The following is a 25,924-nucleotide window of genomic DNA, read 5'->3' on the forward strand; positions in this document are numbered from 1 at the left end:
GTCATGGCTGGTCGGCGAGGTCGTACACCTCGCGGACCAGCCATTCGTCGTTCTGGCGGACGATGACGACGATCTGCGTCCGGTCCTGCCCGGTCACGCGCAGCGCCGCCACTCCCCCGTATTCGTCGACGAGGTCGATCTCGTACTCCTCGGATGCCGCGGCGATGGGCTGCGCCGAGGCCGGTGCCTCCCATCGGGAGGTCCGGCAGTCGTCGTCGTCGCACTCCGCGAGCAGCGCGATCAACGCCGCACCGGCGTGGAGTGGGTCGCCCGTCGGTGTGGGTGCAGGCGACGCCTCGGCCTGAGCAGGCTGCGCGGCGCCGGGGGTTGACGCCTGGGTAGAGGCCTGAGCCGGCGATGAGCGCGGCGCCGTCTCGACGGGGTCACCCTCCTCGGCCGGCCAGAGGACCCCGACGATGATCACGGCGGCCGCTGCCGCCGCCGCGACCGCGATGGCGCGCCGCCCCGTTCGCGGACGTTCGACGGTCCGCGCCTGCGTCGGCGCCGTCGACCGGCGAAACCGGATCCGCGCGATCAGGGCTCCTGCACTCGCGGCGGCTCCCCTCATCCGATCCGCGATCGCTCCGTCGACCACGCGTTCCACGATGTCCGCCAGAAGGCCCACCCCACGGGTGTCGCGAGCGACCGCAGACCGCCGCAGCGGGTCGGCCGCGGGGGTCATCGGCTCCGCCGGAGTCGCGAGGTCGAGAGGGGCCGCTGCCGCCTCACGGAAGATCTCATCCTCCAGCGCCTCCCCCTCGCGCCGAAGCAGCCGGGCATCGTCGATGGTCGCCAGCACCCGGTGGATCAGTTCGGCCTGCGCCTCCTCGGCGTCGACGGCGATCCGCTCCAGGAGTGCCCTCGTCTCCTCTCGCCACGAGGACGTCCCCGTCAGCGCCAGCACCGGCCGACCCTCGGCGGTCACCCACCATCGACCGTCATCCGCGTCGAGTGCGTCCGCCTGCGCGGCGCCACGGAGCGCGCTGACGATGACCGTGGTGATCGCGCCCGCCGACCGGCATCCGCCCCGCTCGACGACGTCGGTCAGCCTGACCGGGCAATGGGGCAGGACCACCCAGGTGCCCTCGTCGGTGCGCGCGGAGTCCTGCGCGGTGAGCAGGTGGTCCGCCGCCACGGCTGCCCAGGCAGCCGATGCCGCGAAGGACGCGGCATCCGTCCAGAGCTGCGGCGGGTCCCCTGCGCGGAGCGTTCCCGCGAAGGGCGCGTCGCCGATCGCGAGCTCTCGAAGAGCCGGCGGTGCGGTGAGAAGGGGTGCGTCCATGGCCTCGACAGTGCACCCCGACGACGCTCTCATCCCGCCGCCCGACGCGTCTGGGGGTGGTCGCGCCGCCGCACCGGATGTGCAGAAGACGACGACCCGCGAAGGTAGGCTGAGCACATGGCATCCCGCAGTACCGCTCCCGAGAAGCGCCCCGGCTTCTTCTCCCAGCTCCGCTCGCTCTACACGTTCACACAGGGCGAGTACCGGTGGCTTCCCTGGGCTCTCATCGGAGCGGTCGTCGTGGGCGTGGGCGTCGGAGTCGGCATCGGCTTCCTGATCCCGCCGTTCGCGATCTGGAGCGTCATCCTGTGGGGCGTGAGCGGTCTGCTCCTCGGCTTCCTGCTCGCGATGATCCTCCTCACACGGCTGTCGACGCGGGTCATGTACAAGAAGCTCGACGGCATGCCCGGCGCGGCCGGCCACGTTCTCTCCACCGGTCTCGGTCGGCGTTGGGTGACCTCCGACATGCCCGTCGGCGTCAACCCCCGCACCCAGGACGCCGTCTACCGTGCCGTGGGTCGAGGCGGCGTCGTCATCATCGGCGAGGGCGCTCGGGGTCGCCTGACGCGACTGGTCAGCGACGAGCGCAAGAAGGTCTCCCGCGTCGCGTCCGGCGTCAACGTAGAGGTCATCTACATCGGCCACGGCGAAGGCGATGTGCCGATCTCCCGCCTCGCGAAGACGATCAAGGCACTGCCGAAGACGATCGACCGCGCCACGCTGGCCGCCGTCGTGAAGCGCATCGACTCCGTGTCGCAGTCGGTCACCTCGCTGCCGATCCCCAAGGGCATCGATCCGCTCCGCGCGCGCGCTCAGCGCCCCCGCTGATCGGCTGGGTCCGCGTCAGGAGCGGACGAGAACCGTGCCGACGACCTTGTCGTGGATGCCGCGCTGATCGGCATCCCAGATCACGGCAGGGATCACGAGGACGAGCAGCCCCGTTCGCACGATCGGGCGCCATAGGCCGACCCACCCGCCGCGCTGGAGTTCCAGGCGCATGCCGAGGATGCGATGCCCCGGGCTTCCGCCGAGGGTCGGGATGAACACGATCTGAAGCGCGGCGAAGACCATCATCGGCGCGAACAGCCGCCAGCCGGCCTCGTCCGGCAGCGCGAACTGGTCGTAGCCAAGGAACGCGGTGGCGATGATCGTCGCCGCCGCGTAGTCGATAAGGAGTCCCGCGATGCGCCGACCCGGCCGGGCGATGCTACCCGGTCCGCTCACAGGTCGACCCAGACGCTCGCCGGGATAGTCGGAAACGGGCGCTGACACGTCCTCCAGCCTAATCGCGGCCACGTAACACGCCCGAAACACGGCAGATACTGCCGAGCAACTGGATCCAGATAGGTTCGAGGGACGCCTGATCCGACAGGCGTCGACAACGCACCGATCTTGGAGACTCCATGTTCAAAGATTCTTCCGAGGTGCTCGCGTTCATCAAGGACGAGGACGTCAAGTTCCTCGACATCCGTTTCACGGACCTCCCTGGTGTGCAGCAGCACTTCAACATCCCGGCCTCGACCGTTGACGAGGAGTTCTTCACGGTCGGCCAGCTCTTCGACGGCTCGTCGATCCGCGGCTTCGCGAACATCCACGAGTCGGACATGCAGCTCATCCCCGATGTCACGACGGCCTACCTCGACCAGTTCCGCGAGGCGAAGACGCTGGTCATGATCTTCGACATCTACAACCCGCGCACCGGCGAGATCTACCACAAGGACCCGCGCCAGGTCGCCAAGAAGGCGGAGAAGTACCTCGCCTCCACCGGCATCGCCGACACCGCGTTCTTCGCCCCCGAAGCCGAGTTCTATATCTTCGACGACGTGCGTTACGAGGTGAAGCAGAACTCGAGCTTCTACTCGGTCGACTCCGAGGAGGGCGCCTGGAACACCGGTCGCGCCGAAGAGGGCGGCAACCTCGCCAACAAGACGCCGTACAAGGGCGGGTACTTCCCCGTCAGCCCGGTCGACAAGACCGCCGACCTCCGCGACGACATCACGCTCAAGCTGATCGAGTCCGGCTTCGTGCTCGAGCGCTCGCACCACGAGGTCGGGACCGGCGGACAGCAGGAGATCAACTACCGCTTCGACACCATGGTGCACTCGGCGGACGACATCCTGAAGTTCAAGTACATCGTCAAGAACACGTGTGAAGAGTGGGGCAAGGTCGCGACCTTCATGCCCAAGCCGCTCTTCGGTGACAACGGCTCGGGCATGCACACGCACCAGTCCCTGTGGCTCGACGGCAAGCCCCTCTTCTACGACGAGAAGGGCTACGGCGGGCTCTCCGACACCGCCCGCTGGTACATCGGCGGTCTGCTCGCACACGCCCCCGCGGTGCTCGCCTTCACCAACCCGACGATCAACTCGTACAAGCGTCTGGTCAAGGGCTACGAGGCGCCGGTCAACCTCGTGTACTCGGCGGGAAACCGTTCGGCGGCGATCCGCATCCCGATCACCGGTTCCAACCCGAAGGCCAAGCGCATCGAGTTCCGCGCGCCCGACGCCTCCGGCAACCCGTATCTCGCCTTCGCGGCGCAGATGATGGCCGGCCTCGACGGCATCATCAACCGCATCGAGCCGCACGAGCCGGTCGACAAGGACCTGTACGAGCTGCCCCCCGAGGAAGCGAAGAACATCCCGCAGGTGCCCAACTCGCTGCTCGACTCGCTGGAGGCGCTGCGCGCCGACCACGAGTTCCTGACGCGTGGCAACGTGTTCACGCCCGAGCTCATCGAGACGTGGATCGAGTACAAGATCGAGAACGAGATCAAGCCGATCGCGGCTCGTCCGCACCCCTTCGAGTACGAGCTGTACTTCGGAGTCTGATCGACGAACGATCGCGAAGAGCCCGCCAGGTCCGCCTGGCGGGCTCTTCCGCGTCAGGCGTTCACCCGGAGAGGTCGCCGAACGAATGCAAGCCGAGCTCGGCGCTCAGCAGGTCGGCGGCGAGGTGGCCACGCACACTCGTACCCCGTTCGTCGAGCGGCGGGCTGATGACCGCAGCACCGAGGATGCCCGGTGCTGCGAGGACGATCGCCCCAGAGACACTCGATTTGGCCGGAACTCCGACGCTCCGCATCCACCGACCAGACCCGTCGTACACGCCACAGGTCGCCGTGACGGACACGACGTCCCGCGCGACAGCCGGTGGCACGACCAGCTCCCCTGTGACTGGATTGCGACCGCCCGCCGCGAGCGTCGCGCCCATCACAGCCAGGGCTTCGGCGTCGACGAGGACGGCGCAGGCGCGCGCGTAGGCGGCGACCGCATCGTCGGCGGTGATCGTGAGCGTCCCCTCGGACCGCATCAGGTGCGCGAGCGCGTGGTTGCGATCGCCGAGCAGATGCTCATCGATGGCGACGTCTTCATCGACGGATAGAGGTCGTCCCGCGAAGGCGGAGAGGCCGCGAAGGATGCGTTCGCTCCGCTCGTCCGCCGAACCCCCGTGCACCAGTGCGGCGGTGAGGATGGCGCCCGCGTTCACCATCGGATTGGGTGGTCGCCCGGTACCGCTCTCAAGTTTGACCGCATCGAAAGCCTCGCCGGTCGGTTCGATGCCGACGCGGTCGAGCGCCCCGCCGTCCGTGTCCACGAGCGCGAGCGCGAAGAGGAACGGCTTCACCGCGGACTGCACGCTGAATGGGGTGCCCGCATCGCCCGCCGACGAGGTCGAGCCATCGACGCCGACGAGTGCGACAGCCAGCATCTCCGGATCCGCTGCTGCCAGCGCCGGAATGCTGTCGTCGACTGCGCCGCCTCCATGCTCTCGCACCCGAGCGATCAGAGCAGTGAGATCACGATCCGCGATCGAGCGCGCGCGTCGTTCTCCGGGCGCCTGCGCGGTCGGTTCTTCCCTCACCGGTCAGTGACCCGAGAGGTTGATGTCCTCCGGGTCCACCTCCACGTCACCGACATCGTCAGGCCCACCTGTCCCGGGCGCCACGTTCACCTGTGATTCGTCGATGTCGTCATCCACGGCGTCGGCGACGCCGTCGCTCTGCTTCTGCGAGGTCTCGGACTCACTGCTAGGACTGTACGCCGTGTCGTGTGCGAGGCCGTCGGGTTCGGAGTGCGGACTCTCGGTGGCGGGCGTCGGCTCGTCCGTGCGGTCGTCGGTATCCATGCTCCGCACGTTACGGCCACCCCGCCGCACACGCCGGACCCTTGACAACGGGGTGAGAAGGCGAGGCGCTCAGCCGACGGACGTGACACGACCGCCGTGGAGCTCGACGACGCGGTCGGCGCGCTGGACGAGGAGCGGGTCGTGCGTCGAGACGATGGCTGCCAGCCCGCGCTCATGGACAAGCGCCCCCAACAGGTCCATGACGCTCGCGGCGGTGCGGGAATCGAGCTGCCCCGTCGGCTCGTCGGCGAGCAGCACCTGGGGGTCGCCCGCGATCGCGCGGGCGATGCCGACGCGCTGCTGCTGCCCACCCGAGAGCTCCGTCGGGCGCTGCTCAGCGTGAGGCTCCAGGCCGACCAGCCGCAGCGCCTCTGCGACCCGCTCGTCCCGTTCCGCTGCCGCTACGCCCGCGATTCGGAGCGGCAACTCCACGTTCTCGGCGGCTGAGAGCACCGAGATGAGGCCGAAGGACTGGAAGACGAACCCGAGTCGTTCGCGCCGGAGCGCGGCGAGGGCATCCTCCGACAGCGCCGCGGCATCCACGTCCCCGATGAACACGCGACCGGATGAAGGACGATCGAGCCCACCCAGCATGTTCAGCAGCGTCGTCTTACCCGCACCTGACGGGCCCCTGAGGACGACCAGCTCGCCCGGCCCGGCATGGATGTCGACGTCGATGCAGGCGTGCACCTCACCGGCAGGAGTCGAGAACGTGCGGGAGAGCCCCTCCCCGCGGAGGGCGGCGGTCATGATGCGTCCTCCGATGCCCCGCCGCGCGCTTGCTGCCCCGGCCACACCCCGACATGATCGAGCTCGAGCGCCAGTCGTACCCGTTCACGGAGATCCAGCGCCGCCACGAACTCGTCGGGGAGTTGGAGCCGACCGACCCGGTCGAGGACCGCGTACTCCTCCGCGATGTGCTCCTCGGCCCCGTGCTCGTCGATGCGAGTCGACCGCAGGACCTCGGTCGACGTCCGTCCGTCGCGGATCTGCACCGTGCGTGCGACGTGCTCCGAGACGGTCGGGTCGTGGGTGACGATGAGCGTCGTGACGCCGAGTTCGCGATTCACCGACCGCATCGCCTCGAGCACCTGGACGCTCGTGTCGTCGTCGAGCTCACCCGTCGGTTCGTCGGCGAGGAGCACGCGGGGCGCATTGGCGATGCCGACGGCGACGGCCACACGCTGCTGCTCGCCACCCGACATCTCGGCGGGGGCACGGTCGGCGCAGTGCGTCACCTCCAGGAGGTCGAGCAGTTCCGCCACACGCTGCCTCCGAGTGCCCGTGATCCTTGCCGACCCGATGGCAAGGGCCGCAGCGACATTCTCGGATGCCGTCAGGTAGGGCAGAAGATTGCGCGAGGTCTGCTGCCAGACGAAGCCGACGCTGTGCCGACGGAACGAGACCCGCTCCTTCTCCTTCATAGTGAGGAGGTCATGGCCTGCGACGCTCGCGACACCCGCGGTCGGCTGATCGAGACTGGAGAGGATCGAGAGCAGCGTCGACTTGCCCGATCCCGACGCACCGACGACAGCGACGAGCTCGCCGCGGTCCACCCGCAGGTTGAGTCCCTGCAGCGCCTGCACCTCGATCCCGGGTCCGGTGCGCGAGGGCACCTTGAAGATGCGCACAAGGTCGGCGCAGTGGATGTCCGGCAGGTCACTCCGGGGTGGCACCTCGGCCCGCCGAGTCCGGGTGCGGGGCCGCAGCCCACCGGGATCAGTCATCTGTTCATCCTTCCTCGACGGTGCGCAGCGCGCTCCCCGTCGGTGTCCGACGCGATACCGCGAGCGCGATCGCCGTGAGTGCCGCCGCACTCGCGAGGAATCCGCCGACGCACAGCAGCAGGATTCCCGCATCCGCCGTGTATGCCGGTGCAACGGTCGACCCTGTGAAGGGTCGCAGGTCGACGGCGGCCATCACCACGAGCGGGATGAGCGCGCCGAAGACCGCCCCCGCCACGAGCGCGGCGGTGGCGGGCGGGCCGACCTCCCATACGACGAGGTCGCGTGCGACCCGACGTGGTGCGCCGAGCGTTCGCAGCAGGGCCACCACGCGTCGCCGCGGGCCCGAGCCGAGCACAAGCGTCATGGCGATCGCGAAGGACGCCAGGAGCGCCGCGACAGCGGTCGCCACCGTCAGCGCCGTCCTCACGCCCTGAACCGCGGGTCCGGATCGGGTCTCCGCGTCGACCTGGGCGACCGATTCGATGCGCGCGGAGGGGCTGACGACACCGCGGACGGCGTCGGAGACGTCAGCGGGCGAAGCTCCGGCGTCGAGCCTCAGAAGCACGGTCCGATCGGAGGGATCCTCGCCGAGGACCTCGTCTGCCACACCCGCGTCGATCGCCACCCAGTTGTCGCGGGACCCGGTCGGCGATGGACCACGCGTCACGCCGACGACCTCTACGGGTGTAGTGTCCACGCGCACGACGTCGGCGTCGCCGATCGCGTCCGCCACGGCGCCGGAGGCGATGATGGGAACCGCATCCGTCGTCGGGGTATCGAGCGCGACGCCAGGCGGAAGGAGGCCCGGCCCATCACCCTGCACCTCCCGCACCGCGTCGGATTCGATGACGAACACGGCCGTGGCGATGTCGACCCCGTCCATCTCCAGACGCGCCGTCTCCGCGCCCGAGATGCCGGCGACACCGGAGACTCCGGCGACGGCACGCAAGTCGTCGAGCTGCGCCGCAGTGAACAGCGGCCCGGTGATGCGCACATCCGATCCGACCCGCGCACGCGAGGCCTCTTCGCCGCCGGCGTCGAGGACGGAGAGGAGGATGCCGCTGGAAACCGCGACCGACACCCCGACGACGAGCGCGAGGACCGGAGTCGCGCCGATCGTCGGTTCGCGGAGGGCGCGCGCTGCGCCGAGGAAACCGCTGACCTCACTGCTGCGACGTGCACGCGCCAGGAGGCGCCGCAGCGGCAGCGGATAGAGACGCAGGGTGAGGACGCATGCCGCAAGCGCCAGCAGGAGGGGCACGGCGGCAAGCAGCAGGTCGACCCCGTCGGTGTAGCCCCGCACGGCGAGGAGGGCGAGGGAGATGGCCGCGAGCGCGATCACCGTCCCCTCGAGGAGCAGTCGTGAGCGGGACCCGCGGGTGCCGAGGTCCGTCCGCGCAGCCCGCTCGGCTGCAGCCGGAGCGAGCGCGGCGAGGATGCCGACGGGGGCGAGTCCCACCGCCGCTGCCGGGAGGAACGCCACCAGGGGCGTCGCAGGTCCCGCCGTGACGAGACCGACGGCCGCAGTGACGGCGATCGCTGCGGCTGCGGGCAGCACGGCCCACACGATGCCCTCGGTTGCGAGCAGGCCGCGCAGCTGTGCGTCGGACGCCCCACGCGCAGACAGCAGCCGCAGGGCGGGGCGACGCGCCTCGAGCACGATGCGGCAGGCAAGGACGAGGACCGCGATCGACACCCCGACGGGACCGGCGACGAGCATCGCGATCACGCCCAGCGTCGAACGCTGCTGTCCGAGCGCCTGTTCGATCTCGGCGGTCATCGCCGCCTCGAATCGGACGCCGAGGACGCCGGGACCGTCGGCGCTCTGCCCGAACACCTGACCGGCGGAGGTGAGCCGTCGCAGCGCCGCGACCGCTGCCTCCGCATTCTGGGCGTCGACGCCACTCGCGTCGACGGGAAACCATGCGTCCGTTCGGGACGCCACCGTGTCGAAGCCCGCAAGATCCGCCAGCGCGGCGGGGTTCGCGAAGCCAGTCGCGGTGACCTCCCGCGGCGCGTTGCCGTCGTCGAAGACGTTGGGCTCGAGGATCGAGGGCGCGTGCACCCAGAAGTCGCCGTCCGGATTCTTCGGGACGAAGATCCCGACGAGTGCGATCTCGACGTCGCCATCGACGGTCTCCGTGGTGCGGGTGTCCCCCACCGTCCACTCCATCTGTGTCGCCGTCGACTCGGAGAGCGCGATCTCCCACCAGCCACCCGAGGACGGGCGTGCGGGGAGCCGCCCATCGACGAGGTCGATCTCGTCCTCGTAGCCCGGCGAGAAGGCGAACGAGATCAGCCTCGTCCGCGGGTCGACGCTGAGCGGCATGTCTTCCACCCGGGCGACCGCCCGCACGGGCGAGAGCAGTGAGGGCAGGGGCTCCGCCGCCGTGGAGCGAACCTGCTCACCGGCCGCGAGGAATCCCGCCCAGACCTCCTCAGCGGTGGCATCCGGCTTTGACGAGGCGACCTGCGGGATGCCCACCGTGGTGGATGTCACATCGCGCACGGTCGCCGACAGGCCGTCCACCCGGTCTCGCACCGTCGCGTCACCGAGCTGGATCAGCGCCACGGGCGCGAGGCCCGCGAGGAGGGACAGCACCAGGGTCAGCAGGGCGAGCGCCGCGCCACCGGCGGCGCGAGCACGGAGGTGCCGGCGGATCAGCGCGACCGTCGACCATCGCGCACTCATCGTGCGTCCTCCCCGACCACCGCGTGTCGTGCGCGGCGGGCGACGCCGCCCGCCGCCGCTCCGACGACGACGATCAGACCGACCACGAGTGCCGCCCCCGCGGCGGCCAGGCCGCCGCCCTCGAAGGCGACCACTCCGCTGACGGCGCCCAGGCCCGGCGTCGTCGCCTGAATGAGCAGCGGCACGATGAGAGCCGACCCGAGCGCCCCGGCAGCCGCGCCGAGGGCAACGGCGAGGAGGAGGACGACCGTGAGTTCCGTCGCGCGCATCCACGCCTGCTGACGCGCGGTCACCCCCAGCGCTCGAAGGATCCCCAGGTCGGGATGCCGCGCGTGCGCGAGAGTCCGGGTGATCGCCAGGGCGCCGATGACGGCCAGAACCACCGTCCCCGCCACGGCGACCCACCACGCACCGGTCAACGCGCCCACGATCGCGGTTCCCGGTCCTGGCTGAGCGGTTCGGACCGCCCTGTCGCCGAGCGCGGCGCTGACCGCCCCGGCTGCCCCCGGCGCGGCATCCAACCAGACGGAATTCGGCGGGACGACGGAGGTGCCGCGCTGGAGTTGCGAGACGAGGAGCGATTCGAGCGGCGCGAAGACGGCGAGGTCGGTCGACGCACCCGGAATCGCGGAGAGGATCCGATCGACGACGGCGTCGACGCGTCGACCGCTCCCCTCGTAACGGAGCGCGAAAGTGTCGCCGATGGCGAGGCCGAGTCTTTCCGCGAAGGCAGACGTGACGCCGACGGGCAGCGCCGACGATGCGTCGCCGGCAGCGGCCCAGAGCAGAGACTCCGGACCACCCGCCACCACTGACGTCTCACCGGGGGTCGACAGGGTCTCGCCGCCGACGGCGACGAGTTCGCTGACGGACACGGTGGCCTCTCGGGTCCCGACCCCCGGTCCCGTGCCGGCGACCAGGGCGAGAACACGCCAAGGCGCTGCGCCCGGCGGGAGCGCCGCCTCGGCGTTGAGGCGCACACCGCCGGCAACGGGCTCGGGATCTTCGAACCGCAGAGCGATCGTCGCGGGGACGCCGCCGGCGTCGATCACGATCGCAGACAGTCTCACTGCGGGAAGGGGAACGTCCTGCACCGGCGCCCGGCCCTGGACGTCGATGTCACCTCTCCCGTGAGCCTCTTCTTGCACCGTGGGGGGACCCGTCACCAGAGCCTCGACGCGGATCGCGGACGCGCCGTCGCCGAGACCGGGAGCCGCTCCCGGTGTGCTCATCGCCTCGAGGGACGCACGCGCCGACCCGTCGACCATGACACCGGGCACCGCTGCGGGGAGCGCGATGAGCTCCGCGGACGATGACCCCACCTCGACCGGCTGGATGAGCGCACCCGCCGCGGCCCGGACTCCGGGAACACCGGCTGCGATCTGCACGAGCTCGGCAGAGGCGGATTGCGGAGCCAGATCGACGCGGACGGGAGCCCCCGCACCCACCGCCGCGGCCGTCGTCGCCTCCGCACGCCACGTGGCGCCGTACGCCGCAGCGAACACGGCGCTGCCGGCCGCCAACGAGACGAGAACCACAGCCGCCGCGAAGACCGGCAGACGACGCGAGACCTGCCGGGCCGGCAGCACCCACCCGAGACCGCGCCGACGACCGCGCGGCGCAGCCCACCCCACCACGACGGCACCGAAGGCCGCCAGCGCGACCACCGCGGCCGCCGCAAGGATCACGGCGGGTGCGATCGCGACCACCGGGTCGGCACGCCCGGGTTCCGCCTGCGGCAGCTGCCAGATGACGAGGACCAACGACAGGACGATGACGACGACGCCGAGGAGGGAGCCGACGGTGCGGGCCCGCGCGGTGCTCGTCCGACCGCCCCCGCCGACGGAGACGACGTACACGCCTGCCAGGACGACGGCGGCGGGAAGGAGAGCGAACCCCACCGCGTCGAGGGAATCGACGGGAACGCCCGTCGCGAAGGACACCCCGAGCCCGAGGAGAAGCCCGACGGCGACGCCGACCGTGACGAGGACGGCGCCCTCGGCGAGATCGATGCTCCTCGCCTGAAAGCGGGACAGCCCGCGCGCCCGAAGCGTGGCGTCCTCGCGTTCGCGCGCGATCGAGACCAGCCGCGCGACCTGGGCCAGCGCGACGGCGCCCACCAGCACCACGACGACGACGAGCGCGGGCGCGGCGGCCGCTAGTCCGGCGACGCCCACGGCGCCCTCTTCCGCGTGGACCGCGGGATCGACACCGGCAGGCGGCGACGGGACGACGGCCGTACGCTGGAGCCATGTCACGGTCACGACGATCGTGGCACCCGCCACGGCCGCCGTCAGCGACGACAGCAGGAGGAGAGGCCGCTGGGCCGTGGCCCTCGCGCGCGCGAGTCGCAGCAGACCGCGCACACGGAGGTCGGACATCGGATCGGCCCTCCGCGGCTGTCGGCGTGACGTGGACTCTGCCAACCTAACCGACGGCAATCGACAGGCACCGCTGCGCCACGGACGGGCCGCCGGCGGGACGCGTCTCGTGGTCAGTGCGCGCGGGCGGCGTTCTCGGGGGATGCCGCGTCGGGGCCGTCGTGACCGTGACCGCGCAGGCGTGCGATGAGCAGGATGACCCCGACGATGATCAATCCGAGTGCGAGCCCCGCGATCGCGGAGACCAGCGTCTCTCCGACCCACACAACGATGGGTCCGAGGTCGTGCAGCAGGTGCTCTACCCCGTGGAGCAGATCGGTCGTGATGGTCAGACCGACCTCGCCGAGGTTCTCGAGCACGAGGTGACCGCCGACCCAGAGCATGGCAACCGTGCCGATGATGCTGATCGCGCGGAAGACCGCCGGCATGGAGCGGACGATGCGCGCGCCGTTGTGGCGGACGCGACGCACCGGGCTCTTGGCCATCCGCAACCCGATGTCGTCGATCTTGACCAGCAGGGCGACCGCCCCGTAGACGATGCCGGTCATGAGCAGAGCGATGACCGCCAGGATCGCCAGCGTCTGCCAGATATCCATGCCCTCTTCGAGGTTGGACAGCGAGATGAGCATGATCTCGCTGGAGAGGATCAGGTCGGTGCGGATCGCGCCGAACACCAGCTTCTTCTCGTCGCGGGCGCCCTCGTCCTCGTGACCGTGCGAGAAGCCGAACCACTCCAGCACCTTCTCGGCCCCCTCGTAACACAAGAAGGCGCCTCCGATGATCAGGAGGTACGGCAGGACATCCGGGGCGAACTCCGTCAGGAGCAGCGCGATCGGGATGATGATGAGGAACTTGTTGGCGATCGAGCCGAGGGCGATCTTGCCGACCACGGGGAGTTCACGTGCGGGCGTGATGCCCTGCACATACTGCGGCGTCACGGCGGCGTCGTCGATCACGACACCGGCGGACTTCGCCGACGCTTTGAGCGCGGCGCTCAGGATGTCGTCGACGACGGCGAGCAGACCAACGGACATTCGACTCCTCCGGGACGGTGACGCGCTTCGCGCCGCGGATCAACAGTAGGCCACGTCACCCGTAGAACAGGGACTCGAACGCCCGCCGCGCTCGCCGAGCGGTCCGCAGCCAGTCCTCCTCGACCTGTGTGGCCGAGCGGGGCGCATACTCCAGCAGACGGCCGATGCCGTCGAGCTTCCCTCGGTCGGCCGGGAGGATGTCGCTCGTCTGCCCCGACAGGAGCGTGTTCGCCGATCGCAGTCTGCTCGCCAGCCACCACGCATCGGCCAGGCGCGTCGCCGCTGTCTCGGACAGCAGGCCGGCGCCGCGCGCGGCATCCAGCGCCGCCGTCGTGGAGGTCGTGCGCAACCCCTCCACCTGTGCGCCGTGCTGCAGTTGGAGGAGCTGGACGAGCCACTCGACGTCGCTGAGACCGCCCGGGCCGAGCTTGAGATGGCGCGACCGGTCCGCGCCCTGCGGAAGACGCTCGTTCTCGACCCGCGCTTTGATCCGCTTGATCTCGCGGAGCCCCTGCGGATCCGGTGCCAACGGGTATCGCAGGTCGTCGGCGAGGGCCATGAACGACCCGATGAGCTTGACGCTGCCGGCGACGCCGCGCGCCCGGAGCAGCGCCTGCGCCTCCCACGACAGCGACCAGCGCCGGTAGTACTCGGCGTAGGCGGCCAGCGAGCGCGCCATCGGGCCGTTCCGCCCCTCTGGACGGAGACCCGCATCGAGTTCGAACGGTGCCCGATGGTCCTCCGAATGGGTGCGGAGACCCTGCACGATCTTCAGCGACAGCTCGTGGGCGCGCTGAGGATCCACTCCGTTCGGCTCGTAGACGAACATGACGTCGGCATCCGACCCGAATCCGAGCTCGGCGCCGCCGAACCGCCCCATCGCGATGACGGCGAAGTCCAGCGCATCGTCCTCGGGTGGAACGACCTCTCGCCACACCGCCCGCAGGGTCGCTTGGATCGTCACCTCGCTGACCACGGTCAGCCCCTCCGCGAGCTCGGCGATCGTCAGCTCCCCGAGGAGCGCCCCCAGCGCCAGTCGCAGCAGTTCACGACGCCGGAGGGCACGCACCGAACGCATCGCGTCGGAGATCTTCGCGTGACGGGTCTGGATCGCCCGGGCTTCCTGCTGCAGCGCGAATCCGGTCCGAGGACGGAGCTGCTCTGAGGAATCGAGCCACGCGACCGCCTCGGGAATCCACTCCATCAGGTCGGCGGCATATCGCGACCCCGACAGCACGCGGGTGAGCCGCTCGGCGGCGCCGGATGAGTCCCGGAGCATCCGGAGGAACCACGGCGTGTCCCCCAGCCGCTCGCTGATGCGCCGGAAGGCGACCAGACCGTAGTCCGGATCGACGCCGTCGGCGAACCACCGGATCATGACCGGCATGAGATGACGCTGAATGGTCGCCTTCCGGCTCAGCCCGCTGGTGAGCGCGCCGATGTGGCGCAGCGAGCCTGCGGGGTCCCGGAAGCCGATCGCCGAGAGCCGGTCGTGAGCGGCCGATGGTGACAGCGCCTGCTCATCGGCGGGGAGGGCAGCGACGGCCGAGAGCAGTGGCCGGTAGAACAGGCGCACGTGGATGTCGCGGACCTGCTGCTTGACGGTGTCCCACAACCCCGAAACGCCCGCCGCGTTCGCAGCCAGACCCGACGCGCGCGCCAGAACGCGGAGCTCGTCGGCACTTTCCGGCATGAGGTGCGTCCGCTGCAGCCGCCGCAGCTGCAGTCGATGCTCGAGCACGCGCAGGGTGCGGTAGTGCTGGCCGAAGGCCGCGGCATCCGTCCGTCCGATGTATCCCTCCGCGACGAGCGCGTCGAGGGCCGCGAGCGTGCTCCGCTGACGGATCCGGTCATCGGCGAGGCCGTGGACGAGCTGCAGCAGCTGAACGGTGAATTCGATGTCGCGGATGCCGCCGGGACCCAACTTCAGCTGACGCGGCACCTCGGCGGCGGGGATGTGCTCGGTGACGCGCTCTCGCATCCGCTGCACGCTGTCCACGAAGTTCTCGCGTGCGCCGCTGGTCCACACCTTCGGGGCGACCGCGGCGCAGTACTCCTCACCCAGAAGCACGTCACCGGCGAGCGGCCTGGCCTTCAGCAGGGCCTGGAACTCCCAGCTCTTCGCCCACCGGTCGTAGTAGGAGAGGTGGGATTCGAGCGAGCGCACCAGGGCGCCCTGCTTGCCTTCCGGGCGGAGGTTCGGATCGACCTCCCACAGGGGCGGCTCCACCTCCACGTCGGCGATGCCCCGCATCGTGAGGGTCGCCAGCCGGGTGGCGATGTCGATGGCCCGCCCCTCGGAGAGGTCCGTGCCCTCCGCCGCGCCGCCGACGAAGATCACGTCGACGTCGCTGACGTAGTTCAGCTCCCGGGCGCCGGTCTTGCCCATCCCGATGATCGCGAGTCGCGTCTGGGCGACCTCCTCACGGGGGAACAGCGCCGCAGCGCGGGTCCGCGCGGCACACAGCGCGGCGTCGAGCGCGGCGCCCGCGGCGTCTGCCAGCGCCGCCGCGACCGGAGCCAGCACGGCCGTCGAGTCGGACGCGGACAGGTCGAAGGCGGCGATACGCGCGATGAAGCGTCGATAACGCACGCGCAGGGCGACCCACGCCGACTCATCGGATGCCGCGGCGAAACCGTGCTCGGCAGCGACGGCCTCCTGCAGGCCGTCCCGCATCTCCGCCGCCGTCGGGAGGCGCTCCCCCGCCCCCTTCAGCGCGTCGAGTTCGTCCGGATGCCGCAGGAAGAACTCGGCGAGTCCGCTCGAGGCTCCGAGGAGCAGCGACAGCACCCGCGGGGTCTCGCGCAGCGCGCGGCCGAGGGCCGCGGCATCCCGCCTCGCAATCCGCAGCGAGGCGTGGACGGCCCCGTCGGGGTCCGCCGCCTGCTCGGCACCGGCGACGAGGTGCTCCCGCGACAGATCGACGAGCTCTGCGAGCTCGTCGAGGGCGGCGGAGGACGCCGTCAGGTCGGCGAAGCCCGCCCGCGCGAGATCGGTGAGGGCCGCGCGCCGCTCGGTCGAGGCCATGGCCTCAGAGCATCTCGAGGTTCTTCTGCAGTTCGAACGGCGTCACCTGGGCGCGGTACTCCTGCCACTCGCGACGCTTGTTGAGCAGCACGTAGTTGAAGACCTGCTCGCCGAGGGTCTCGGCGACGAACTCCGACTCCTCCATGTACTCGAGCGCGTGGTCGAGGCTCGCGGGGAGCGACCCGTAGCCGAGCGCGCGGCGCTCCGCATCGGTCAGCGACCACACGTTGTCCTCGGCCTCGGCCGGGAGCTCGTACTCCTCCTCGATCCCCTTGAGGCCTGCGGCGAGCATGAGCGCGTAGGCGAGGTAGGGGTTCGCCGCGGAGTCGAGGGCGCGGTATTCCACACGGGTCGACTGACCCTTGTTCGGCTTGTACATCGGCACCCGAACGAGGGCCGACCGGTTGTTGTGACCCCAGCAGATGAAGCTCGGTGCCTCGTCGCCGCCCCAGAGTCGCTTGTACGAGTTGACGAACTGGTTGGTCACGGCCGAGATCTCGTTCGCGTGCCGAAGGAGCCCGGCGATGAACTGGCGACCGACCTTGGAGAGCTGGTACTGGGCGCCCTCTTCGTAGAACGCGTTGACGTCGCCTTCGAACAGCGACAGGTGCGTGTGCATGCCGCTTCCGGGCTGGCCGCTGAGGGGCTTCGGCATGAATGTCGCATAGACGCCCTGCTCGATCGCGACCTCTTTGATGACCGTGCGGAAGGTCATGATGTTGTCTGCGGTGGCCAAGGCGTCCGCGTACCGCAGGTCGATCTCGTTCTGACCGGGCCCCGCCTCGTGGTGGCTGTACTCGACGGAGATCCCGAGATCCTCAAGCATGCGCACCGAACGGCGACGGAAATCGTGCGCGGTGCCTCCGGGGACGTTGTCGAAGTACCCGGCGGAGTCGACCGGCTCGGGACCGTTCGGGCCGACGGTCGAGGACTTGAGCAGGTAGAACTCGATCTCGGGGTGCGTGTAGAAGGTGAATCCCGCGTCCGCTGCCTTCGCGAGCGTGCGCTTGAGCACGTTGCGGGGGTCGGCGACGGCGGGCTGCCCGTCGGGCGTCGTGATGTCGCAGAACATCCGCGCCGTCGGGTCGATCTCGCCGCGCCAGGGCAGGATCTGGAACGTCGTCGGGTCGGGATGCGCGAGCAGGTCCGATTCGTAGGATCGGGTCAGACCCTCGATCGCGGAGCCGTCGAACCCGAGCCCCTCGGCGAACGCCCCCTCGACCTCTGCCGGCGCGATCGCGACCGATTTCAGGGTGCCGGTCACGTCGGTGAACCACAGCCGGATGAACTTGACCCCCCGTTCCTCGATCGTCCTCAGAACGAAGTCACGCTGCTTGTCCATCGCATCCTTCCCCGCGGGTGGACTGTCAGACTATCGGTCCGACGCGTCCGCTGAGTCACCGGCGGCGGGCGTGCCCCAGCGGTCCTCTTCGGCCTCGTCTGCCGCCCATGCGCGCGAACGCTCCGCGAGAAGCTCGGGCGCCCTGGCGGCCTCCTCCTCCGTGGCGAAAGGCCCTGCCCGGTCGACGGCGGGCGACTCGAACCCCCGCTCGACCTTCTTCGTCGTCAGGTTGAACCAGTACTGCTCGGTGTCGCTCATCTGGGCCCTCCTCGGCCTCGGGGATGGTGTCATCCTACGAAGAGGCCCCGTGTCGCGGTCTAGGCTCTTGACCATGACGAAGAGCGCCACCACCGCAGTCGGCATCGACATCGGAGGCACCGGGATCAAGGGAGCACTGGTCGACCTCGCCGACGGCAGTCTGCTGACCGACCGCATCAAGGTGCCCACGCCCAAGGGCGCCGAGCCCGACGACGTCCTCGGCGCCGTCCGCGAAGTCCTCGCCACTCTCGAGGTCACCGATTCCGACGTCCCGCTGGGGGTCGCGTTCCCCGCGATCGTCAAGAACGGGCGCACCCTGTCGGCGGCCAACGTCGCCGACACCTGGATCGGTTTCGAGGCGGAGTCCTTCTTCGAGGATGGACTCGGCCGCGATATCCACTTCGCCAACGACGCCGACGTCGCCGGCGTCGCCGAGATGCGTTACGGCGCCGCGCGGGGCAAGAACGGCCTCGTGCTGCTCACCACGCTCGGAACCGGCATCGGCACGGCCATGATCTACAACGGCGTCCTGATCCCCAACTCGGAGCTCGGACACCTCCATCGCCCTGGCCACAAGAAGGACTTCGAGCACTTCGCGGCCTACTCCGCGATGGAGCGGGAGTCCCTCGACTGGGAGGAATGGGCCGCCCGGCTGCAGCCGTACTACAGCCACCTCGAGTTCCTCTTCAGCCCCGACCTGTTCGTCGTCGGCGGCGGTGTGTCGAAGCACGCGGACAAGTTCCTGCCGCTGCTCGACCTGCAGACCGAGATCGTGCCGGCCGTGCACCGCAACAACGCGGGCATCATCGGCGCAGCCGCCCTCGCACTCGCGAGTGAGCAGAAGGGCGTGCACGACGATACGACGGAAGACCTGGCGGGTACCGCGAGCTCCTGAGCGCGGCCGACGCTCGGAGAGGGCGAATGGGCCGACCTGTACGCCGGGTTCTGTCCGGGGGCCGAAACCCCGTGGACGGTCATCTCTCTCGGCGACGCGTTGCCGCGCCGCTCCAGCGGCCTACCCGGGGACTCGGCGAGCCGCGTCAACATCCCCTGTCTGGCCTTGCTCCGGGCGAGGTTTACCGTGCGGGTCGTGTCACCACGACCCCGGTGGTCTCTTACACCACCCTTTCACCCTTACCCGGGTCGAAACCCGGGCGGTCTGCTCTCTGTGGCACTGTCTCGCGGATCACTCCGGGTGGGTGTTACCCACCGCCCTGCCCTGTGGAGCCCGGACGTTCCTCGGTGCGCTCTCGCGCCACGCGACCGTCCAGCCGACCCATTCGCGTCCCCGAGTCTACGCGGCGCTCAATCCTTCGCCGCGTCGGCGCGGATCTGGAGGTCGAGGCGGAAGTCGAGCGGGAAGTCGCCGAACAGGAGCCGGGTCGCGGATTCGGCGGCATCCGTCACCGCTGCTGCGGCCTGCTCGGCCTGCTCGGCCGGTGCGTGGACGATGATCTCGTCGTGCAGGAAGAAGGCCAGATGCGCCCGCCGGGACTGCAGGATGCCGGATCGCGGCGCGCCGCGGTCCTCCGCCACGTCCGGGAGCGCGGACAGCCGGGTGCGCACCTCGGCGAGCCAGGCGAGCGCCCACTCTGCGGCGGTCCCCTGCACCACGAAGTTGCGCGAGAAGCGGCCCCGATCGCGCGCGGCACGCTGCGCGCGCGCACGATCGACGTCGGCGGCGTCCGGATCTCCGGCACGACCCTGCGCCTCGTGCCACCGGTCGCCCGGCGGCGGGCTGGTGCGCCCGAGCCAGGTGGAGACGATCCCGCCGTCTTCGCCGGTGCGGGCGGCATCGTCGACGAGCCCCATCGCCCGGGGGTAGGCGCGCCGCAGCGCAGGAACCAGTCGCCCACTGTCGCCGGTGGTGGCCCCGTACATGGCGCCGAGCATCGCGATCTTCGCCTCCTGGCGCGAGGCGACGACGCCCCGCTCGACGATGCCTTCGTACAGATCCGTCCCGCGGGCACTGTCGGCCAGCGCCGTGTCGCGCGACATGGCCGCGAGCACGCGCGGCTCCAGCTGCGCCACGTCGGCGACCACCAGCACCCAGCCGGGGTCCGCGTGCACTGCGGGCCGCAGCTGACGCGGCAGCTGCAGGGCGCCACCGCCCGACGATGCCCAGCGACCGGTGACGACGCCACCTGGCACGTACACGGGACGGAACCTGCCGTCGGGCGCCCATTCCTCGCGCCACGCCCACCCGTTCGCGCTCAGCAGCCGCGTGAGCTTCTTGTAGGCGAGGAGCGGCTCGATCACGGGATGGTCGTACTCGGCGAGCTCCCACTTGCTGGTCGATGCCGCGAGCACTCCGACGCGGTGCAGCGCGCGGAGCAGCTTCGGCTGCGAGTCGAGGCTCGCCGTCGGATCGCCGAGCGCGGCGCGCACCTCGGCGGCGCGCTCTTCGACACGACTCGGCAGGCGTCCCGGTGCTGGCCGCTCTCCGAGGAGCCCCACCAGGATGCCGTCGTGCACGTCGCCATCCCACGGCACGCCCGCGGCGTGCATCTCGACGGCGATGAGGGCACCGGCCGACTCCGCCGCCAACAGCAAGCGCACCCCGCCTGATGCCCCCTCAAGGGCCGAACGCTGGCGCGCGAACTCGGCCAGCGCGGCGTCGATGCCGTGCGGCACGCCCGCCGGACCATCGGACCAGTCGAAGAGTGTCGCCTCGGTCGTGTCGGGCGCCGCGGCAGCGGCATCCCACTCGGTCGCGGCGCGGATCGGACCGGGCATCGGCACGGCGGCACTGTCGCGCAGGATCGCGTGGCATAGCCGCAGATCATGGCACCGCGCGACGCGGACCGATGCGGCCACGAGCGGCGCATACCAGTGGAAGGCATCGCTCCACACCCAGCGCGTTTCCGGGGCGACCGTCGCCGCATGCGCGGCGAGCTCGGCGCGCGGCATCCGACGACGCGAGACCTCGACGCCAGCGGCATCCAACTCGACGAGATCGACGAAGCCATCGGATGCCGCGCCGACGACGATGAAGGCGACGCCCGGAGCGGGCGCCGCCGTCTCGTTCACCGCGTCACCGCTGCGACGGGCGTCGCAGCTGCGAATCCCGTCACAGGCCCGAGTCGTAATCCCTAACGAGGATGCAGCCGCACTCCGGGCAGTGGACGACGGCGTCTTCAGCCGCGGCCCGCACGACGTTCAGGTCGGTGCCGCTGAGCACCATGCGGCATCCGCCGCACGTCCGGTGCTGCAGGTAGCCGGCACCCACGCCTCGCGCGGCGAGACGCTCGTACTCGGCGAGCAGCGGCGCCGGAACCGACTCCGCGACCGCAGCACGGTCGCGAGTCGCCCGCTCGAACGCCGCCGTGGCGGCCTCGACGGACGTCTTGCCCTCGGCGCTCAAGCGCGCGCCCTCATCGTTGGTCGCCGCGATCAGCGCTTCCTGCGCAGAGACCGCGGACTCGGCGTTCTCGAGTCGCTCCATCACGTCGAGCTCCGCGTCTTCGAGGTCGCTCTTGCGCTTGGCGAGCGACGCGATCTCGTGCTCGAGGCCCTGCGCCTGCTTCGGGTTGGTCGACGCCGCGAGCAGACCTGCGTCACGCGCACTCCGTGCTTCGACGACAGCGACGTCCGATTCGATACGGGCGAGTTCGGCCTTCGCATCGTCACGCGCGCCGAGCAGGCGGGTGAGTTCCGTCGACTGGACCGCGCGCTCGGCGAGCAGCTCCTTCACCCGCGCGGCCTGTGCCGGGTTCCGGCGGGCGGCGTCGGCACGACGGATCTCTTCATCCAGGGAGGCGAGGTCGAGCAGGCGCTTCTGATCGGCGGGTGCAGCATTCACGTGGGCCCTGCCGGGATCGAACCGACGACATCCACGGTGTAAACGTGGCGCTCTACCAGCTGAGCTAAAGGCCCTGGTGCCTCCAGTCTACGAGGCGGGCCGTCGCCACGCCCGCCCGCACGAGCGCGGGATATGCACGGCCGTCTCCACCCGCGCGGAATGGGTAGGCTGAGGACAAGCGAGTTGTGTGAGGCGAACAAGCCCGCTCTCGCCCGATCCCTCATTCCTGGCACGATCTGCCAGGCGACGAAAGGCCTCTTGTGACTGTCAACGATCAGGATCCGTACTCGCAGGGCCCGCAGGACAGCGACCCGGAAGAGACGTCGGAGTGGCAGGAGTCCCTGCAGCAGCTCGTCGACGCCCGGGGTGCCGGCCGCGGACGCGAGATCATGCTGAGCCTGCTGCAGCGCTCCCGCGAACTGCACCTGAACGTGCCGCAGGTCCCCACCACGGACTACATCAACACGATCGCGCCCGAGAACGAGCCGGACTTCCCCGGCGACGAAGAGCTCGAGCGCCGCTACCGTCGGTGGATCCGCTGGAACGCCGCGATCACGGTCCACCGCGCGCAGCGCCCCGGCATCGGCGTCGGCGGCCACATCTCCACCTACGCGTCGTCGGCGGCACTGTACGAAGTCGGCTTCAACCACTTCTTCCGCGGCCCCGACCACGAAAGCGGCGGGGACCAGATTTTCTTCCAGGGCCACGCCTCTCCCGGCATGTACGCCCGCTCCTTCCTCGAGGGCGGCCTCACCTCCACCCAGCTCGATGGCTTCCGCCAGGAGGCCTCCGCCGCGCCGAACGGTCTCCCCTCGTACCCGCACCCGCGCCTCATGCAGGACTACTGGCAGTTCCCGACGGTGTCGATGGGACTCGGTCCGATCAACGCCATCTACCAGGCGATGACCAACAAGTACCTCGCGAACCGCGGCATCAAGGACGCCTCGGACTCGCACGTCTGGGCGTTCCTCGGCGACGGCGAGATGGACGAGGTCGAAAGCCGCGGACAGCTCCAGGTCGCCGCGAATGAGGGTCTGGACAACCTCACCTTCGTCGTCAACTGCAACCTGCAGCGCCTCGACGGTCCGGTGCGCGGCAACGGCAAGATCGTCCAGGAACTCGAGAGCTTCTTCCGCGGCGCCGGCTGGAACGTCATCAAGGTCGTCTGGGGACGCGAGTGGGACGACCTCCTCGCGCGCGATTCCGAGGGCGCCCTCCGCAACCTCATGAACGTGACCCCCGACGGCGACTTCCAGACCTACAAGGCCGAGAACGGCGCGTTCGTCCGCGAGCACTTCTTCGGTCGCGACGAGCGCGCGGCATCCCTCGTCAAGGACTACTCCGACGAGCAGATCTGGAACCTCAAGCGCGGCGGACACGACTACCGCAAGGTCTTCGCCGCCTACAAGGCCGCCATGGAGCACAAGGGGCAGCCGACGGTCATCCTCGCCAAGACGGTCAAGGGCTACGGTCTGGGTCCCCACTTCGAGGGCCGCAACGCGACCCACCAGATGAAGAAGATGACCCTCGACGACCTGAAGCTGTTCCGCGATCAGATGCAGATCCCGGTCACGGACGCGCAGCTCGAGGAGAACCCCTACGAGCCGCCGTACTACCACCCGGGCGCCCAGGACGAGACCATCCAGTACATGCTCGAGCGCCGGCGTTCGCTCGGCGGCACGCTACCGCAGCGTCGAAGCAACCACACGGCGCTCTCGCTCCCCGACGACAGCGTGTACGCGCTGCCGAAGAAGGGGTCCGGCACGCAGGAGGTCGCCACCACGATGGCGTTCGTCCGACTGCTGAAGGACCTGCTCCGGGCGAAGGACTTCGGCCACCGGATCGTGCCGATCATCCCCGACGAGGCGCGCACGTTCGGCATGGACGCGTACTTCCCGACGGCGAAGATCTACAACCCCAACGGCCAGAACTACACCTCGGTCGACCGCGAGCTCCTCCTTGCCTACAAGGAGAGCCCGCAGGGGCAGATCATGCACGTCGGCATCAACGAAGCCGGCGCCCTGGCCGCGTTCACCAGCGTCGGCACCTCGTACGCCACGCACGGCGAGCCGCTGATCCCGGTGTACGTCTTCTACTCGATGTTCGGCTTCCAGCGCACCGGCGACGCCCAGTGGGCAGCCGGCGACCAGATGGCGCGCGGCTTCATCATCGGCGCCACCGCCGGCCGCACGACCCTGACCGGTGAGGGCCTGCAGCACGCCGACGGACACTCTCACCTGCTCGCCTCGACCAACCCGGCCACCGTGTCGTACGACCCGGCCTACGGGTACGAGATCGCCCACATCGTCCAGGCCGGTCTCGAGCGCATGTACGGCGGAGAGCACCCCGACCCGAACGTCATGTACTACATCACGGTCTACAACGAGCCGATCGTGCAGCCCAAGGAGCCGGAGAACGTGGATGTGGACGGCATCGTCCGCGGCATCCACCGCGTGTCTGTCGGCGAGGGCGACGGCCACCGCGCGCAGATCCTCGCATCGGGCGTCGGCCTGGCATGGGCGCACGAGGCTCAGCAGCTCCTGAAGGACGACTGGGGCGTGGTCGCCGACGTGTGGTCGGTCACCAGCTGGACGGAACTGCGTCGAGACGGTCTCGCGGCCGACGAGCACAACTTCCTCCACCCGTCGGAGGAGCCGCGCACCGCCTACATCACCGACAAGCTCGCCGGATCCGAGGGTCCGATCGTCGCGGTCAGTGACTTCATGCACGCCGTGCAGGACCAGATCCGCCAGTGGGTGCCGCGCCGCTACGCGACGCTCGGTGCGGAGGGCTTCGGCTTCTCCGACACCCGCGCCGCCGCTCGCCGCCAGTTCAAGATCGACGGACCGTCGATCGTCGTGCGGACGCTGCAGTCGCTCGCCGAGGACGGTGTCGTCGACCGCGGTCTGGCCGCCCAGGCGATCGAGAAGTACCGTCTCCACGACGTCAACTCGGGCACGTCCGGCAACGCGGGCGGCGAGTCCTGACGCGCGAGATGACCGAAAGGCCGACCGCCCAGGAGAAGGCGGAGACACTCGCGTGGCTCCGCCGGATCTCCGGCGATCTCGCGACCACCACCCTGCGGCGACTCGAGGAGTCGCTGCCGTGGTACGCCGAGATGCCGCCGGGACGGCGGTCGGCCGTCGGTCTCGTCGCGCAGTCGGGCATCTCGTCATTCATCGACTGGTACGACGACCCCGGCTCGACGCCGTGGATCGCCGCCGACGTGTTCGCCTCGGCGCCTCGCGAGCTGCTCCGCAGCATCAGCCTCACCCAGACGCTGCAGCTTGTCCGCGTCACCGTGGAGACCACGGAAGAACGCGTTGCGGGGCGCGGGAACGGACTCCGCGAGAGCATCCTCCTGTATTCCCGCGAGGTCGCCTTCGCGGCCGCCGACGTCTACGCGCGGGCGGCGGAGGCCCGCGGGCTCTGGGACGCCCGTCTCGAGGCTCTGGTCGTCGACTCGATCCTGACGGGTGAGGCGGACGAAGAGCTGCCGAGCCGCATCGCCGCCCTGGGCTGGCACGGTCACGGCGAGGTCGCCGTCCTCGTCGGAACGACCCCTCCCCAGCTCGATGTCGACCAGGTGCGCCGGACGGCGCGCAAGCTCGGCGTCGACGTCCTCATCGGCGTCCAGGGATCGCGACTGGTGCTGGTCATCGGTCGTGCGGAACCGGGACGGGAGGATGCCGAGGAGTTGGCGTTCTCCGAGATCGCCTCCCGACTGGAGCCGGGGTTCGGGAGCGGGCACCTCGTTCTCGGTCCGACCGCGCCGGCACTCCTGGATGCCGGCCTGAGCGCCCGAGCAGCGCTCGCGGGATTCGCCGTCGCGAAGTCGTGGCGCCACGCGCCGCGCCCGGTGGACGCCGACGACCTGCTCCCCGAACGCGCGCTGGCCGGTGATCCCCTGGCCAAAGCGACGCTCATCGATCGCATCTACCGCCCGCTCCAGGCGCACTCCACCGACCTCGTCACCACGCTGTGGAGCTACCTCGACAACGGGCGTTCGCTCGAGGCGACAGCGCGCGAGCTGTTCGTGCACCCGAACACGGTTCGCTACCGCCTCAAGCGTGTGTCCGATGTCATCGGATGGGATGCCACGGGTCCCCGCGAGGCCCTCATCCTCCAGACCGCCCTCATTCTCGGCTCGATCGGCGGTGACGTGACCCGACGGCGCGCCGCCGGGGTCCGTCGCGCCTGATCCGTGGCAGGCTGACACTCTCCCTCTGTCGGACGCGCACAAGGCATTTCGC

Annotated in this window: 19 protein-coding genes, 1 tRNA gene and 1 other RNA gene; 5 read left to right on the forward strand and 16 right to left on the reverse strand. The window is 70.1% G+C overall.

Annotation, left to right across the window (positions count from 1 at the left end; genetic code table 11):
- Nucleotide 1: 1 nt before the first annotated feature.
- Nucleotides 2–1,282: a hypothetical protein gene (locus tag BKA24_RS10490; RefSeq protein WP_184220923.1), complete on the reverse strand. Its 1,281-nt coding sequence runs from the start codon at nucleotides 1,280–1,282 to the stop codon at nucleotides 2–4.
- Nucleotides 1,283–1,399: 117 nt separating this feature from the next.
- On the opposite strand from BKA24_RS10490, the gene BKA24_RS10495 reads away from it, so the two are divergent.
- The gene (locus BKA24_RS10495) at nucleotides 1,400–2,110 is read left to right on the forward strand and encodes a DUF4191 domain-containing protein (protein WP_184217806.1); all 711 of its coding nucleotides are present in this window, start codon (nucleotides 1,400–1,402) and stop codon (nucleotides 2,108–2,110) included.
- A gap of 15 nt (nucleotides 2,111–2,125) precedes the next feature.
- Here the strand turns inward: BKA24_RS10495 and BKA24_RS10500 are convergent, their stop codons facing one another.
- A complete protein-coding gene (locus BKA24_RS10500) occupies nucleotides 2,126–2,554 on the reverse strand; it encodes an RDD family protein (RefSeq protein WP_184217808.1) in 429 nt (142 codons plus the stop codon).
- 131 nt (nucleotides 2,555–2,685) lie between these two features.
- Between BKA24_RS10500 and glnA (BKA24_RS10505) the strand changes: the two genes are divergently transcribed.
- Nucleotides 2,686–4,110, forward strand: coding sequence for a type I glutamate--ammonia ligase (gene glnA / locus BKA24_RS10505; protein WP_184217810.1), 1,425 nt, complete (start codon nucleotides 2,686–2,688; stop codon nucleotides 4,108–4,110).
- Nucleotides 4,111–4,171: 61 nt separating this feature from the next.
- On the opposite strand, the gene glsA is transcribed toward glnA (BKA24_RS10505), so the two are convergent.
- The 10 genes from glsA to BKA24_RS10555 all read right to left on the reverse strand — a co-directional run bounded on the left by glsA (nucleotide 4,172) and on the right by BKA24_RS10555 (nucleotide 17,869).
- Entirely contained in the window at nucleotides 4,172–5,143 is a 972-nt protein-coding gene (gene glsA / locus BKA24_RS10510) for a glutaminase A (protein ID WP_343066082.1), read from the reverse strand.
- A 3-nt stretch (nucleotides 5,144–5,146) separates the two neighbouring features.
- Complete coding sequence (locus BKA24_RS10515; protein ID WP_184217812.1) at nucleotides 5,147–5,407, reverse strand: hypothetical protein; 261 nt, start codon at nucleotides 5,405–5,407, stop codon at nucleotides 5,147–5,149.
- A gap of 69 nt (nucleotides 5,408–5,476) precedes the next feature.
- Nucleotides 5,477–6,157, reverse strand: a complete 681-nt coding sequence (locus tag BKA24_RS10520; RefSeq protein ID WP_184217814.1) for an ABC transporter ATP-binding protein — start codon at nucleotides 6,155–6,157, stop codon at nucleotides 5,477–5,479.
- Nucleotides 6,154–7,134: an ABC transporter ATP-binding protein gene (locus BKA24_RS10525; RefSeq protein ID WP_184217816.1), complete on the reverse strand. Its 981-nt coding sequence runs from the start codon at nucleotides 7,132–7,134 to the stop codon at nucleotides 6,154–6,156. Before BKA24_RS10525 ends, BKA24_RS10520 begins: the two co-directional genes overlap by 4 nt.
- Nucleotides 7,135–7,138: 4 nt before the next feature.
- On the reverse strand, nucleotides 7,139–9,826 hold the full coding sequence (locus BKA24_RS10530) for an FtsX-like permease family protein (RefSeq protein ID WP_184217818.1): 2,688 nt from the start codon (nucleotides 9,824–9,826) through the stop codon (nucleotides 7,139–7,141).
- Nucleotides 9,823–12,207: an FtsX-like permease family protein gene (locus BKA24_RS10535; protein ID WP_184217820.1), complete on the reverse strand. Its 2,385-nt coding sequence runs from the start codon at nucleotides 12,205–12,207 to the stop codon at nucleotides 9,823–9,825. Before BKA24_RS10535 ends, BKA24_RS10530 begins: the two co-directional genes overlap by 4 nt.
- A 113-nt stretch (nucleotides 12,208–12,320) precedes the next feature.
- Complete coding sequence (locus tag BKA24_RS10540) at nucleotides 12,321–13,241, reverse strand: DUF808 family protein (RefSeq protein ID WP_184217822.1); 921 nt, start codon at nucleotides 13,239–13,241, stop codon at nucleotides 12,321–12,323.
- A 55-nt stretch (nucleotides 13,242–13,296) separates the two neighbouring features.
- Complete coding sequence (locus BKA24_RS10545) at nucleotides 13,297–16,269, reverse strand: bifunctional [glutamine synthetase] adenylyltransferase/[glutamine synthetase]-adenylyl-L-tyrosine phosphorylase (protein WP_184217824.1); 2,973 nt, start codon at nucleotides 16,267–16,269, stop codon at nucleotides 13,297–13,299.
- 4 nt (nucleotides 16,270–16,273) lie between these two features.
- Nucleotides 16,274–17,611, reverse strand: a complete 1,338-nt coding sequence (gene glnA, locus BKA24_RS10550; protein ID WP_184217826.1) for a type I glutamate--ammonia ligase — start codon at nucleotides 17,609–17,611, stop codon at nucleotides 16,274–16,276.
- 30 nt (nucleotides 17,612–17,641) lie between these two features.
- On the reverse strand, nucleotides 17,642–17,869 hold the full coding sequence (locus tag BKA24_RS10555; RefSeq protein ID WP_184217828.1) for an SPOR domain-containing protein: 228 nt from the start codon (nucleotides 17,867–17,869) through the stop codon (nucleotides 17,642–17,644).
- A gap of 73 nt (nucleotides 17,870–17,942) precedes the next feature.
- Between BKA24_RS10555 and ppgK the strand changes: the two genes are divergently transcribed.
- A complete protein-coding gene (ppgK, locus tag BKA24_RS10560) occupies nucleotides 17,943–18,764 on the forward strand; it encodes a polyphosphate--glucose phosphotransferase (protein ID WP_184217830.1) in 822 nt (273 codons plus the stop codon).
- 23 nt (nucleotides 18,765–18,787) lie between these two features.
- Here ppgK and rnpB read toward each other — a convergent pair.
- The 4 genes from rnpB to BKA24_RS10580 form a co-directional block, all read right to left on the reverse strand.
- Nucleotides 18,788–19,148, reverse strand: an RNA gene (rnpB, locus tag BKA24_RS10565) — RNase P RNA component class A.
- Nucleotides 19,149–19,174: 26 nt separating this feature from the next.
- A complete protein-coding gene (locus BKA24_RS10570) occupies nucleotides 19,175–20,899 on the reverse strand; it encodes a bifunctional 3'-5' exonuclease/DNA polymerase (RefSeq protein WP_343066083.1) in 1,725 nt (574 codons plus the stop codon).
- Between the two features lie 40 nt (nucleotides 20,900–20,939).
- Complete coding sequence (locus tag BKA24_RS10575) at nucleotides 20,940–21,671, reverse strand: CT398-like coiled coil hairpin domain-containing protein (RefSeq protein ID WP_184217833.1); 732 nt, start codon at nucleotides 21,669–21,671, stop codon at nucleotides 20,940–20,942.
- A 1-nt stretch (nucleotide 21,672) separates the two neighbouring features.
- Nucleotides 21,673–21,745 (reverse strand) — tRNA-Val (locus BKA24_RS10580).
- 186 nt (nucleotides 21,746–21,931) lie between these two features.
- Here BKA24_RS10580 and aceE point away from each other — a divergent pair.
- Complete coding sequence (aceE, locus tag BKA24_RS10585; RefSeq protein WP_184217835.1) at nucleotides 21,932–24,658, forward strand: pyruvate dehydrogenase (acetyl-transferring), homodimeric type; 2,727 nt, start codon at nucleotides 21,932–21,934, stop codon at nucleotides 24,656–24,658.
- Between the two features lie 8 nt (nucleotides 24,659–24,666).
- The gene (locus tag BKA24_RS10590) at nucleotides 24,667–25,872 is read left to right on the forward strand and encodes a PucR family transcriptional regulator (RefSeq protein WP_184217837.1); all 1,206 of its coding nucleotides are present in this window, start codon (nucleotides 24,667–24,669) and stop codon (nucleotides 25,870–25,872) included.
- The last annotated feature ends 52 nt before the right edge of the window (nucleotides 25,873–25,924 follow it).

This window comes from Microbacterium marinum (genome assembly GCF_014204835.1).
In the GTDB taxonomy this organism is placed as follows: Bacteria; Actinomycetota; Actinomycetes; order Actinomycetales; family Microbacteriaceae; genus Microbacterium; species Microbacterium marinum.

What these genes read in the sequence shown, in the direction of transcription:
- BKA24_RS10490 (WP_184220923.1), bottom strand. Translation starts at nt 1,282, where the DNA reads ATGGACGCACCCCTTCTCACCGCACCGCCGGCTCTTCGAGAGCTCGCG.
- BKA24_RS10495 (WP_184217806.1), top strand. Translation starts at nt 1,400, where the DNA reads ATGGCATCCCGCAGTACCGCTCCCGAGAAGCGCCCCGGCTTCTTCTCC.
- glnA (WP_184217810.1), top strand. Translation starts at nt 2,686, where the DNA reads ATGTTCAAAGATTCTTCCGAGGTGCTCGCGTTCATCAAGGACGAGGAC.
- BKA24_RS10515 (WP_184217812.1), bottom strand. Translation starts at nt 5,407, where the DNA reads ATGGATACCGACGACCGCACGGACGAGCCGACGCCCGCCACCGAGAGT.
- BKA24_RS10520 (WP_184217814.1), bottom strand. Translation starts at nt 6,157, where the DNA reads ATGACCGCCGCCCTCCGCGGGGAGGGGCTCTCCCGCACGTTCTCGACT.
- BKA24_RS10525 (WP_184217816.1), bottom strand. Translation starts at nt 7,134, where the DNA reads ATGACTGATCCCGGTGGGCTGCGGCCCCGCACCCGGACTCGGCGGGCC.
- BKA24_RS10530 (WP_184217818.1), bottom strand. Translation starts at nt 9,826, where the DNA reads ATGAGTGCGCGATGGTCGACGGTCGCGCTGATCCGCCGGCACCTCCGT.
- BKA24_RS10535 (WP_184217820.1), bottom strand. Translation starts at nt 12,207, where the DNA reads ATGTCCGACCTCCGTGTGCGCGGTCTGCTGCGACTCGCGCGCGCGAGG.
- BKA24_RS10540 (WP_184217822.1), bottom strand. Translation starts at nt 13,241, where the DNA reads ATGTCCGTTGGTCTGCTCGCCGTCGTCGACGACATCCTGAGCGCCGCG.
- BKA24_RS10545 (WP_184217824.1), bottom strand. Translation starts at nt 16,269, where the DNA reads ATGGCCTCGACCGAGCGGCGCGCGGCCCTCACCGATCTCGCGCGGGCG.
- glnA (WP_184217826.1), bottom strand. Translation starts at nt 17,611, where the DNA reads ATGGACAAGCAGCGTGACTTCGTTCTGAGGACGATCGAGGAACGGGGG.
- BKA24_RS10555 (WP_184217828.1), bottom strand. Translation starts at nt 17,869, where the DNA reads ATGAGCGACACCGAGCAGTACTGGTTCAACCTGACGACGAAGAAGGTC.
- ppgK (WP_184217830.1), top strand. Translation starts at nt 17,943, where the DNA reads ATGACGAAGAGCGCCACCACCGCAGTCGGCATCGACATCGGAGGCACC.
- BKA24_RS10590 (WP_184217837.1), top strand. Translation starts at nt 24,667, where the DNA reads ATGACCGAAAGGCCGACCGCCCAGGAGAAGGCGGAGACACTCGCGTGG.